This window comes from Schaalia sp. 19OD2882 (genome assembly GCF_018986735.1).
Lineage (GTDB): Bacteria > Actinomycetota > Actinomycetes > Actinomycetales > Actinomycetaceae > Pauljensenia.
The window spans coordinates 1,774,704-1,786,335 of record NZ_CP065521.1; the positions used below are offsets into that span (position 1 = coordinate 1,774,704).

The following is an 11,632-nucleotide window of genomic DNA, read 5'->3' on the forward strand; positions in this document are numbered from 1 at the left end:
TCGGAGGGTATCACCGGGTTCAGATCCTGACGACGATCGCCCATGATCGCCAAGACGCTGTGCCACCAGGCTCTCCACGCAGGTCACAGGGCCGCCCGCTGTGAGCGAGGGCGGCCCTGTGACGCTCGGGCGAATCAGTGCTCGGCGGCAATGGCCTCCTCCCGAGTCGCGTGCACGGTGCCGTGCGCGTGCTCCGGCGGGGCGTAGATCGAGTAGACCTTCAGCGGAGTCTGGCCGATGGACGTGAGGTTGTGCCACGAGCCCGCGGGAATGAAGATCGCATCATCGTCAGAGGCTTCGACGTCGAAGGTGAGTTGGTCCTTCGCGGGGCCCATCTGCACCCGGGCCCGTCCGTCCTCGATGCGCAGGAACTGGTCGTGGTCCTCATGGACCTCCAACCCGATGTCGTGGCCGGGTTCGATGCTCATGACGGTCAGTTGCAGGTTGCTGCCCGTCCACAGGGTCGTGCGGTAGTTCGTGTTCTGCGTCGTCGCCTCTTCAATGTTGACGACGTAGGGGTTGGGTCCGTGGTCCACGCTCATGACACTCCTCCATCAGTCCTTCGTGTCGCCCGCCCCGATCGGGCGGTCGGCGCTTTCGATCCTATGCCCGCTCCCTCCCGATTGCGCGCAGGGGTGGGCCCGACAGGCGCCACGCCTCGACGATTCGGCGACACCCGGGTGCCGAGCCGAAGGTCTCCAGGTCGTGCGACGCGACAAGGGCATTCGTCCCGGCCTCACTCCTGGGTGAGCACCCGTGTCACGTGGTCGGCCAGTAGGCGCCCTGGCAGGGTGAGGCGAATCCGCCCGCGCAGGGCTGCGGCACCGTCGACCAGACCATCGGCCACCAGAGCGGCGATGGCCTCAGGGGCGAGCCCTTCTGGCACCTCCACCCCGTCGCTGGTGCGCACCGCCAACATGATGCGCTCCAACTCCCGCGTGGCGGGGTCCAGGACCTCCCCCGCCGCCGCCGGGGACGAACCCGCCTGGACGCGCCCCGCGTGGGCGCGCGGGTGTTTGACGTTCCACCAGCGGGTACGCCCCACATGGGAGTGGGCTCCCGGCCCCAGCCCCCACCAGTCATGGTCACGCCAATAGGCCAGGTTGTGTCGGCTCGCACGGCGCAGGGCGGAGGCGGGCAGGCCGCCCTCGTCCCCTCCGCGCCTGGCCCAGTTCGAGATCTCGTACCAGGCCAAGCCCGCCTCCCCCAGCAAGCGGTCCGCCAATTCGTACTTGGCGGCCTCGTCATCCGGGTCGGGTTCGGGCAGCTCACCGCGCGCCACCTGCACCCCCATGCGGGTCCCCTCCTCCACCACCAGGGCATAGGCGCTCACGTGGTCGGTTCCAAGCCCCAGCGCCACCTCGAGGGAGCGCTCCCAATCCCCCAGACTCTCTCCCGGCGTGCCGTAGATGAGGTCCACCGACACCTCCAGACCCGCCTCACGCGCCCAAGCAACCACCAGCGGAAGACGTTCGGGCCGGTGGGTGCGCTCCAGCGTCGCCAGCACATGCGGAAGCGCCGACTGCATCCCGAAGGAGACCCTGGTGACCCCGGCTGCGGCCAGGCCGGCCAGCGCCGCAGCGTCGACGCTGTCCGGGTTCGCCTCGACGGTGACCTCCGCCCCGCCGGCCACGCCGAAGTGGGTGCGCACCCCCTCAAGGATGCGTGCGATCTCACCCACGGCCAACAGGGTGGGGGTCCCTCCCCCGAGGAAGACCGTGGAGGCGGGGCGCTCACCGAAACCGGCCCGGCCCAGCACGGTGGAGGCCAGGCGCGCCTCGGCCACCACCGTGTCCGCATAGGAGTCGGGTTCGGCGCCCGGCCCGAAACCCACCGTGTAGGTGTTGAAGTCGCAGTAGCCGCAACGCCGTGTGCAAAAGGGCACGTGCACGTAGACGCTGAAAGGACGCCCGGCCCCGACCTCGGCAAGGTCGCCGTCCAGGCGCCCGTCCGACGGCCATTGCCGCCCCTCGGGCTGGGCGGGGCTCACGCCGGGTCAGCCTCTGCGCGCGAGCGCCGCACCCCCAGCACGTCACGTGAGACACGCCCAGCAGCATGTCCGCGGGTCTCGAAGTGGGTGACCAGGCGCCCGTCCCAGCGGGGGGCGAATCCGCCGTGGTCCCCGCGCGGGTCGGCCGCGTCGGGCCGTTCCCCCGCATGCGGATTGACCAAGGCGGGGCAAGCCTCGACCACGTCACGCATCTGCCAGGCGTAGTCCTGCCAGTCGGTGGACAGGCGCCACCGGCCCCCGTCCACGAGCAGCCGCGCCACCTCCAGGGCGAAGCCCGCTTGGACCAGGCGGCGCTTGTGGTGGCGCGACTTTCGCCACGGATCGGGAAAGAAGGTCCACACCTCGTCGATGCTGGCCTCACCCAGGACGATCGGCAGGGCCTGCTGGGCGTCGGCCTCGATGACGCGGATGTTGTCCACGCCGGCCTCGACCGCCTTGGACACGAGTTTGGCGATGCCCGGCACCCACACCTCGAAGCACAGGAAGTCGCATTCCGGATGGGCTGCGGCCGCGTGGACGGCTTGTTCGCCGGTGCCCGAGCCGATCTCCAGGGTCACCGGGGCGCATCGGCCGAAAAGGTGCGGCAGGTCCAGGCGGAAGTCCTCGGCCACGGTGGTGTGTCCGACGCCGCGACGCACGTCGACGACGAAGCGGTGCGCGTGTGCCTGCCACGTGCGCTGCAAGTTCGCGGGCAGTTCTCGCGAGCGTCGCGTGAAGGACTTCGTGCGGGCCATGAAGACTTCGCCTGCGGGCGCATCCCCCTCGCGTCGGCGGCGTTCGGCATTGCCCGCCCGCTCGGGGCCAAGGGTCGGTGTGCCCTCGCCGCCTCGCCCCTGGCCCGACACCGGCGCCGTCATTTCTTTCCCGTGGGAACGTCGCTGGTCAGGGCAGCGATGAAGGCCTCCTGCGGGACGTCGACCCTTCCGATCGACTTCATCCGCTTCTTGCCTTCCTTCTGCTTCTCCAGCAGCTTGCGCTTTCGGGTGATGTCGCCGCCGTAGCACTTGGCCAGCATGTCCTTGCGCAAGGCCTTGATGGTCTCGCGGGCGATGACGCGCGAGCCGACTGCCGCCTGCACGGGGATCTCGAACTGTTGCCTGGGGATGAGTTCCTTCAGACGCTTGGTCATGCGCAACCCGTACTGGTAGGCGGCGTCCTTGTGGACGATGGCGCTGAAGGCGTCCACGCGTTCCCCGTTCAGCAGGATGTCAACCTTGACCAAGTCGGCCACCTGGTTTCCGGACTCGTGGTAGTCGAGGGAGGCGTAGCCGCGGGTGCGGGACTTGAGGTGGTCGAAGAAGTCGAAGACGATCTCGGCCAAGGGCAGCGTGTAGTGGATCTCGACCCGGTCCTCACTCAGGTAGTCCATGCCCTTCATGGCGCCGCGGCGTTCCTGACACAGCTCCATGACGGTGCCGGTGAATTCCGTGGGGGTCAAGATGGTGGCGTTGACCACCGGTTCACGCACCTCCGCGATCTTGCCCTCGGGGTATTCGCTGGGATTGTCGACGCGGACGACCTCGCGGTCCTCCTTGGTGACCTGGTAGACGACATTCGGCGCGGTGGCGATCAGGTCCAGGTTGAATTCGCGTTCCAAGCGCTCGCGGACGATCTCCAGGTGGAGCAGGCCGAGGAAGCCGCAGCGGAAGCCGAAACCCAGGGCCGCCGAGGACTCCGGTTCGTAGGTCAGGGCCGCATCGTTGAGTTGCAGGCGTTCCAGGGCGTCACGCAGGTCGGGGAAGTCGGAGCCGTCCACCGGGTAGATGCCGGAGAAGACCATGGGTTTGGGGTCCTGGTAGCCGGCCAGGGGCTCTGTGGCTCCTTTGTGTTGGGCGGTGACGGTGTCGCCGACCTTCGATTGGCGCACGTCCTTCACGCCGGTGATGAGGTAGCCGACCTCGCCCGCACCGATTCCCGTCGAGGGCGAGGGTTCGGGCGAGATGACGCCGATCTCCAGCAGCTCGTGTGTGGCGCCGGTGGACATCATCTTGACCCGCTCGCGGGTGGAGAGCATTCCGTCGACCACTCGCACATATGTCACGACTCCGCGGTAGGTGTCGTAGACGGAGTCGAAGATCATGGCGCGGGTGGCGGCCCGCGGGTCGCCGGAGGGAGCCGGGACGACCTCGACGATGCGGTCGAGCAGCTCGGGCACACCCGCGCCCGTCTTTCCCGAGACCAGCAGGATCTCGTCCTCGTCACAGCCGATGAGTTGGGCCAGTTCGTGGGCGTACTTCTCCGGCTGGGCTCCGGGCAGGTCGATCTTGTTCAGGACGGGGATGATGGCCAGGTCGTTCTCCATGGCCAGGTACAGGTTCGCCAAGGTCTGGGCTTCGATCCCTTGGGCGGCGTCGACCAGTAGGACGGCGCCTTCACAAGCCGCCAGCGACCGGGAGACCTCGTAGGAGAAGTCGACGTGGCCGGGGGTGTCGATCATGTTCAGGGCGTAGGCGACATCGTCCACGGCCCAGGGCATGCGCACGGCCTGGGACTTGATGGTGATGCCGCGTTCACGTTCGATGTCCATGCGGTCCAGGTACTGGTCCTTCATGTCGCGCGCCTGGACGATCCCGGTCAGTTGCAGCATGCGGTCGGCCAAGGTGGACTTGCCGTGGTCGATGTGGGCGATGATGCAGAAGTTCCGGATGTGTTCCTGCGCGGTGTGCGCAGGACGGATCGACGCCTCCTGGGCGGGCGTGGGGATGGGGGACAACGAGGACCTCCGTCAGGTGTCGGGCGTTGCCCACCATCGTCCCATCCTCACACCCGCCGGCGCCAACCTGACCGGTGCCGCGTCGCGCACACTCCGCCCGTACCCGCGCGGCGAGGGCGGCCCCCGGGTGGGTGCTCAAAGTCCGAAGGCATCCCCGCCCTCGCCCGCCGGCCCCTCACCTGACACGATGTCGAGCAAGTCCGTGAAATGGGCGATCTCCTCGGGTCCGAATCCGGCGGGTGGGTTGTCGACGAGGGCGCGGCACCAGCGTGCGGCGCGCCAGGTGTCACCGTCGTCCAGGGCCAGGCCCACCTGCAGCATGCGCTGCCTGCCGGTGAGGGAATGGGTCTCACCCAGGTGGCGTCGACAGTCCTCGACCAGGATGGACCACTGTTCGCGGGCCAGAGCCACGTTCCCGTCCTCGTGGTGGTTCAAGGCGATGAGGTGCCGCAGTTCGAGAATCCTCTCATCGCCACAGTGGTGACTTTCCAGCAGATCCTCCATGAGGCCTTCGTATACCGCGGTGGATTCGGCGAAGCGTCGGTCCATTGCCAGAACCTCCCCCAGATTGTTCCTGGTCATGAGGTACATGGGGTCGCCCTGGTCGACAGTGCCCTGCATGTCGGCCACCAGGTCCCGGTAGACGCGGGCGGCCCTTTCCCACAGACCCTTGGCCTTGAGGGGCATTGCCGAGTTGTTGCGTACGACGAATTCGAATCCGGGTGGCACCTCGGGAGCGCGTCGGATGTCGCGCAGCAGTTGCGCGAAGGCGTTCAAGGCCAGGTCCTCGTAGCCGCAGACGCACATCCAGTACAGCTCGGAGTTGCGCATGACGAGGGTGATTTCGTGCAGTGGGCCGAGTTCAGCCATGGCCACACGCACGGCCCGACTGGCCCGGCGTTTGGCTTCCATTTCGTTGCCGACCTCGGCATGCCAGTCGACAAGCAGTTTGAGCACGTGGATCTTGGCGATCGGCGAGATCTCGCTGCCGTGCTCGGCCAGGATTTCATCCACCATGTCGATGGCGCGGGCGACGGACCCGTGTTGATGGGTGCGAAGGGCTGCGGACAGGCCGGGCACCTCGTAGGGGGAGAAGGGCCAGCTTCCCCCGTCGATCCGGGCTCGCCGCTGGGCGGGGAAGGCGCTGGTGCCGGGGGCGTCGGCTTCGATGGGCGACGCCTGCGGGGGAAACAGGCTTCGTCGGCGTCGCCGCCACCCACCCTGCCCCGGCCTGCGCCGCGCCTGGCCACGGCCTTTGCCTGCTCGTCTGCCTGCTGTCATGTGTCGTGCCATCGGAGCATCTCCTTGTACGGTTGACATCACGTCGAAACGATTCGTTCCACAAAGATTCTGTCCTTCACTTTCCGTCAGCCACAAGTGGCGGCCCGACCCTTGTGGATGGAGGATCGTGCGACCAGGGCCTGTGGACAGAGCTCCTGGCCGCACGCGACGATGGGCCCATGAGCTCCCCTTTCCTCGACATGCTCCTTGGCCTTGGTCGCACTTTCCTCAACTCGGTCCTCCAAGGGGCGATCGGCGGAACCGCTTCGCCGTCAAGCCGCTCACGCAGGTCGAGTGCGTCGAGTGGGACCGCCACCCGCAATGAGCGTCGACGCGCGGACTCGCGGCCGACGCCGCGTTCGTCCACACCTTCCTCATCCGCTTCGACACCGCACCGCTCCCCCACCTTTTCGGGGGGCGAGGGCGGGACCGGCGTCCACGAGGTCACGCGCGCAGTTGCCTTGGCGGGTGCGCAGTGGGCGCCGGCCGACGACGGGGACGCCGATCCGGGTGAGGTCGTGTGGACGTGGATCCCGTACGAGGAGGACTCGTCCAAGGGGAAGGACCGGCCCGTGGTCGTGCTCTCACGCGCCGGCAGCGGGGTGCACGTCGCACAGATGACGTCGAAGGACCATGACCGGGACGCGGCGCAGGAGGCACGCTGGGGCCGCTACTGGTTCGACATCGGCAGCGGCGACTGGGACCCGCAGGGGCGTCCTTCCGAGGTGCGTCTCAACCGCCCTCTGTGGGTGCCTGCCTCTGAGATCAGGCGCGAGGGAGCCGCCCTGCCCCGTTCCACTTTCGAGGCGTTGCTGGAGGCGATCCGCGACTGTCCGGTGGAGTGAACCTGCCTCTGCCCGCTCCGGGTGCACGGCCTGAACGGTGAGCGTATTCACGCGCCGGGATCCCCTTCGGGGATTGGAGTGAGCCCCACCCGGCTGGTAATGTGGCCAGTCGGACTCCCGGCCTGGTCGGGCAGGGGGTCTGGTCCGAACCGTTCGTGGATGTCCCCACGTCCCAGTCCCGGTTCTGGCACAGCCCTCACCGACCTGTCCGAACGAATTCCAAGGAGTCATCCGACTGTGGCGAACATCAAGTCCCAGATGAAGCGGATCCGCACCAACGAGAAGCGTCGCGTGCGCAACCAGGCCATCAAGTCCGAGCTGAAGACCCTCGTGCGCAGGGCCCGCGAAGCCGTCGAGGCCGGCGACAAGGAGGCCGCTGTCGAGGCCCTGCGTGTCGCCTCGCGCAAACTCGACAAGGCCGTCTCGAAGGGCGTCATCCACAAGAACCAGGCCGCGAACCGCAAGTCCAAGCTCGCGCATCGCGTGGCCTCCCTCGGCTGAGCCCGCCTCACCGATCGACCACTGGACAGGCGCCGGTGACCCACGTGGTCACCGGCGCCTGCACGTCTGCCGGGGCTCCCGCGCACTTGGGGTCGGGGCGGAACGTGAGTTGAAGGGCAGAAGGGGTCGACTTCGAGGGGGCCACCCACTGATCGCCGGGAGGATGGAGCACCGGGCCGCCGCGCATTCCGCACACAATGCCGCTTGCCGCTCCGCTCGACGGCTTCCCGAAAGCCCGGAATCCAGCCACTTCCGCTGAGGCGTGGAGGCCTCAATGGCGCGCATTGTGTGCGGAATGGCTCACCGATGGCATCATCTGAGGCGAGGGCGGGCTGTTCGCAGGGGGCTGCTTCCGACATCGTGATCCGGCTACCGACACCACGCCCCAGCTGCCGACGCTGCAACGTCGGGAGGAGAACAGCAACGTCGGCGCGATGCAGCATCATCGGCACGAATGCCCCTCCGACGGAAATCGGGCAACCGGGAGCCTTATGTCCAAGCACGCCCGTGGGGACTCTGTGCAGGAAGAGGTGCGGGCCAGACCCTCGCACGCACTGGGGGTCAGCGGCTGCCGCGGAGTCTGCACACGGTGATGACGGCCTTCTCGATCGCCCGATGTGGGTCCTTCGACAGGCCCTTGACCTCCTCGTCGGCCAAGGCGACGGCCTCGACGGCCGCCGCAAGACTCGTGTCATCCCATCCGCGCAGATCGCGGCGGACCTTGTCGAAGAGCCACGGGCTCATGCCCGCCGCCTGGGCCGAACCGCAGATCGATGCCTTGGCCAGTTGGCGGACCTTCATGGCCAGGGCGGCGACAAGGGGCACCGGGTCGGTACCGGTGGCCAAGGAGTGACGCAGCAGGGTGAGCGCGCGGGCACTCTGCCCGGCAATGGCTGCATCGGCAACGTCGAATCCCTTCGCCTCCACCCGACCCCCGTGGTAGGTGCGCACGTGTTCGACGGTGATGCGCCCCTCGACATCGTCCATGAGCTGGGCGAGGGCCGCCGCCATGGACCTCACGTCCTCCCCCAGGGCCTCGACCAGCATCTGAGCGGCGTCATTGTCCAGGGCACGCCCACGTTCCTTGGCGTCGGCGCGCAGCAGGTCGAGTTTGTCGGCGTCCTTCTTCAGGGGTTCGGCCGCAATGACGGGGAATCCGGCCTTGGCGACAGCGTCGGTGACCTTCTTGCCCCTGGCGTTTCCGCCCGGGTGTCTGAGGATCAGCCACACGTCGGGCGCCGGTGCAACCAAGTAGGCCAGGAGGTCTTCTTGAAGGGCCTCGTTGAGTGCTTCCAGGTCGGGCACGGTGACCAGTCGCGCCTCACCGAAGAGTGAGGGCGAGGTGATGACTTCCAATTGTCCCGCCTGGTAGGTGGCGGCACCCAGTTCGGTGCGTTCGACATTCGGGTCCGCTTGCAGCGCAAGGGCCCGCAGTTTCGCGGTGGCACGGTCGGCAAGCAGTCCTTCGGATCCTTTGACCAGGACGACGGGAGCCAGTTCCACCTTCACCGGGGCCGGTGTCCCCCTTCGAGGCGCGCGTCCTGCCATTGGCCCTCCCCCTTGCATGTCCCATCGGCTCCGGTCGGTGACCAGTGTGTCACGCCCCTGCCACATCTCGGGTGAGCAGTGGCAGGGAGGCGTCCTTGCCGGCCTCCACGACCGAAACGATGGTGCGCACGCCCCCGCAGATGGGGCGGCGCACGGCCCGACGGGTGAGGTCAGTGGAGATTCCAGCGCCCTCGCCCCCAGGTCCACGCCAGCCGTCCCCCGGCGCCGAGTGCCAGGACCAGGGCGAGGGGTCCTGGTCCTGTCGCAAGAGGAAGGCCTGCCCACGGCCAGGCCGCCAGGTGCTCGGCCACCCCGGCGATCCATCCGGTGAAGACGGCTGCGGCTTGTGCCAAGGCGTGGGCCGGGCCCGGCACCACGGGCGCAAGGGCGGTGGCTGCCAGTGAGAGCAGGGTCGCCGGTGCCACGGCGGGTGCGGCAAGGACATTGGCCAGGACCCCCCACGTGGGCAGGTTGGGTCTCAGCAGCAGGAGAATCGGAGCCACGACGATCTGGCAGGCCAAGGGCACTGTTGCCGCACGTGCCACTGCTCGCACAAGCGTGCGCGCCGGGCCTCCTTCAGCAAGTTTCCGACGGATCACCCGGTCCCACGTGTGTGCGGGCACGAGCACCGCCCATGCCGCCGCGACGGACAGGACCAGCCCGAAGGATCGGGAAGCCCACGGGTCGGCCAGGATGAAAGCGGCTGCCACCAGCGACAATGCTGCCTCCGCGCTGCCGGGTCTACGGGCCAGAGTGCCGACCATGAGGACCGCCGCCAGCGAGACGGCTCGCAGGACGGACGGCTCAGGTCCGACCAGTGCCACCAGGGCGGCCAGGACCAGCGCCGGAACCAGGACGCCGAGGACGCGGTGGTTCCGAAACGGCAGCATCACCACTGCCATGAGGATCGCCACATGCGCCCCGGAGACCGCCGTAAGGTGGGTGAGGGAGGTGGCGCGCATGGCTTCAGCCAGGTCGTGCGGCAAGCGGGAGTCGTCGCCGATGGCGAACCCCGGGACCAAACCCTGTGCCTGGGGATCCAGGTCGCCGCACACGCGCACCAGGGAGGCGCGCACCTCGCGTGAGATTCCCCGCCATCCTCCGGGTCGCTCGACCGGGTTCACCTGGTCGGCGTGCAGGGTGCCGATCCACGTGCCACCTACGGGAAAGGCGGGGTCCAGTCCTCCCTTCGCACGCACCAGATCTCCCCTGGCCAGGCTCTCCATTCCGCGAGCGCGCAGCAGCACTGTGGCGCCGGAGGCGGAGCCGTCTACCCGCGCCCGTACGGTCATCGCTCCGCGTTCCCATCGGGCCGTGCTCGATCGAGGGTCGGCTTCGAGTCGCAGCAGCAATTCGACCTGCGCGGGCGGATCGCGAGCCAGGGTGACGACGGGATCCGCCTGGCGTTGGTGCTGGGCCGCCCAGCCCACGCTCAAACCCACCCCCAGCGCGCACAGGACCAGGGCCGCAGCTGCGAGCAGGGACCCGACGGGTGCCGCCGCGTGACGAGGGCGGCGCGATGCGCGCTGGGCGAGCGCCGGGATGGCGACAAGGGTGAGGCCACCTGCGACCAGCGTCGCCCCCGCCCAAGCGGGTGCCAGTGCCACCTCGGATGTCCCGACCCATGCCCCCACCCACAGGGCAACGGCGGGAGCCAGCAGTCGCAGGTCCCGCACCCGCGGAGGGGTCACTTCTGGCACGTGCCCGCTCCGATCCGTGCGAGCAGTGCGGGCCCGATGCCGGGCACGGCGTCCAGGTCGGCCAGGCTGTCCAGGGGAGCCCCTCTCTTCCTGTGGGCGATGATGCGACCCGCGAGCGCCGGCCCCACGCCGTCCAGTGTCTCCAACGTGGTGGCGTCAGCGGTGCGCAGGTCCACGCAGGCCGCAGCGTCTGCTCCCCCACCGGCGCCGGGGCCACCGTCGGCCGGCGGTGAGGCCTGCCCCAAGGCGGCGACGAGGACGTGTTCGCCGTCCAGGAGTATCCGAGCCATGTTCACACTCGACGGGTCGGCCTGCGGCCCGAGCCCGCCCACTGCCGCCACGGCCTGGTGGACCCTGGCCCCTTGAGGCAGGACGACCACACCGGGACGGGCCACCTGGCCGCTGACGTACACGGTCACCTGCGTGGTCGTCCCGGCCGGCGCTCCTTCGTCGCGCAGGGCCTGGCCCGGCCCGGCTGCGGACTGGGCGGAGACGGGCCCGGCGTCCTCGCGCATCAACCCCAGGTCACCGTCTGCTTGGTCGGATTCACGCGCCGGCGTGTCGCTCTGGGCGTGGGCCAAGTCCTGCGGCGCCGTTCCTCCGGCCAGCACCATTCGGAGGATCCCCCACCCGGCAAGAATGGTCAGGACGACGACCAGCACTGCTGCCACTGGCGGGCTCGGCAGCAGGCGCAGGGCCACAGGCGGATCCTCCTGCCCGTAGGAGTGGCGGCGCCACTGGTCCCAAGGAGCCGCACCCTCTCTGATTCGTCGACGCCCCGCTTGCCCTCCCCCTTCGAAGCGGCCTTCCATTCCAATGCGGAGGTCCGGCCCACCGGCATCTGGTGGAGGCACGCCCTGGTCCTCGCCGGCCGTACCGCCCTCGCGTCCCTGCGGGTGGGAGGCCGCGTCGAAGACCGCTCTGGTGAGGAGCCGTCGGCGAATCCGGGAGACGTGCTGCATGCCGCCACGCTAGAAGCCGCCCCCGTCGACCGGTACCCCTGGGCCGCGCCCCTGTGGACAAGGCGGTCCCC

General features: G+C 68.8%; 10 protein-coding genes. 2 read left to right on the forward strand and 8 right to left on the reverse strand.

Annotation, left to right across the window (positions count from 1 at the left end; translation table 11 throughout):
- Positions 1-134 precede the first annotated feature (134 nt).
- From I6B53_RS07860 to I6B53_RS07880, 5 genes are all read right to left on the reverse strand, one after another.
- Positions 135-542 (reverse strand): cupin domain-containing protein, encoded by a 408-nt coding sequence (locus I6B53_RS07860; RefSeq protein ID WP_216763717.1) that lies wholly within the window; start codon positions 540-542, stop codon positions 135-137.
- 194 nt (positions 543-736) lie between these two features.
- Positions 737-1,990, reverse strand: a complete 1,254-nt coding sequence (gene hemW, locus I6B53_RS07865; protein ID WP_216763718.1) for a radical SAM family heme chaperone HemW — start codon at positions 1,988-1,990, stop codon at positions 737-739.
- Entirely contained in the window at positions 1,987-2,745 is a 759-nt protein-coding gene (trmB, locus tag I6B53_RS07870; RefSeq protein WP_216765415.1) for a tRNA (guanosine(46)-N7)-methyltransferase TrmB, read from the reverse strand. The genes hemW and trmB overlap by 4 nt, the downstream gene beginning before the upstream one ends.
- Before the next feature lie 119 nt (positions 2,746-2,864).
- Positions 2,865-4,724, reverse strand: a complete 1,860-nt coding sequence (lepA, locus tag I6B53_RS07875) for a translation elongation factor 4 (RefSeq protein ID WP_216763719.1) — start codon at positions 4,722-4,724, stop codon at positions 2,865-2,867.
- A 135-nt stretch (positions 4,725-4,859) separates the two neighbouring features.
- Positions 4,860-6,017 carry a hypothetical protein gene (locus tag I6B53_RS07880; protein WP_216763720.1) on the reverse strand — a complete coding sequence of 386 codons (1,158 nt, stop codon included), beginning with the start codon at positions 6,015-6,017 and terminating at the stop codon, positions 4,860-4,862.
- 167 nt (positions 6,018-6,184) lie between these two features.
- Here I6B53_RS07880 and I6B53_RS07885 point away from each other — a divergent pair, with 167 nt between their 5' ends.
- Both I6B53_RS07885 and rpsT read left to right on the forward strand, forming a co-directional pair.
- The gene (locus I6B53_RS07885; RefSeq protein ID WP_253953824.1) at positions 6,185-6,850 is read left to right on the forward strand and encodes a type II toxin-antitoxin system PemK/MazF family toxin; all 666 of its coding nucleotides are present in this window, start codon (positions 6,185-6,187) and stop codon (positions 6,848-6,850) included.
- Positions 6,851-7,087: 237 nt separating this feature from the next.
- The gene (rpsT, locus tag I6B53_RS07890; protein ID WP_216763721.1) at positions 7,088-7,351 is read left to right on the forward strand and encodes a 30S ribosomal protein S20; all 264 of its coding nucleotides are present in this window, start codon (positions 7,088-7,090) and stop codon (positions 7,349-7,351) included.
- Positions 7,352-7,912: 561 nt separating this feature from the next.
- On the opposite strand, the gene holA is transcribed toward rpsT, so the two are convergent.
- The 3 genes from holA to I6B53_RS07905 form a co-directional block, all read right to left on the reverse strand.
- On the reverse strand, positions 7,913-8,899 hold the full coding sequence (holA, locus tag I6B53_RS07895; RefSeq protein WP_216763722.1) for a DNA polymerase III subunit delta: 987 nt from the start codon (positions 8,897-8,899) through the stop codon (positions 7,913-7,915).
- Positions 8,900-9,069: 170 nt separating this feature from the next.
- A complete protein-coding gene (locus tag I6B53_RS07900) occupies positions 9,070-10,599 on the reverse strand; it encodes a ComEC/Rec2 family competence protein (protein ID WP_216763723.1) in 1,530 nt (509 codons plus the stop codon).
- Positions 10,587-11,561, reverse strand: a complete 975-nt coding sequence (locus I6B53_RS07905; protein WP_216763724.1) for a ComEA family DNA-binding protein — start codon at positions 11,559-11,561, stop codon at positions 10,587-10,589. Before I6B53_RS07905 ends, I6B53_RS07900 begins: the two co-directional genes overlap by 13 nt.
- Between the last annotated feature and the right edge of the window lie 71 nt (positions 11,562-11,632).

Bases quoted from the DNA above. Each gene is read 5' to 3' on its own strand.
- I6B53_RS07860 (WP_216763717.1), bottom strand. From the start codon at position 542: ATGAGCGTGGACCACGGACCCAACCCCTACGTCGTCAACATTGAAGAG.
- trmB (WP_216765415.1), bottom strand. From the start codon at position 2,745: ATGGCCCGCACGAAGTCCTTCACGCGACGCTCGCGAGAACTGCCCGCG.
- I6B53_RS07880 (WP_216763720.1), bottom strand. From the start codon at position 6,017: ATGGCACGACACATGACAGCAGGCAGACGAGCAGGCAAAGGCCGTGGC.
- I6B53_RS07885 (WP_253953824.1), top strand. From the start codon at position 6,185: ATGAGCTCCCCTTTCCTCGACATGCTCCTTGGCCTTGGTCGCACTTTC.
- holA (WP_216763722.1), bottom strand. From the start codon at position 8,899: ATGGCAGGACGCGCGCCTCGAAGGGGGACACCGGCCCCGGTGAAGGTG.
- I6B53_RS07905 (WP_216763724.1), bottom strand. From the start codon at position 11,561: ATGCAGCACGTCTCCCGGATTCGCCGACGGCTCCTCACCAGAGCGGTC.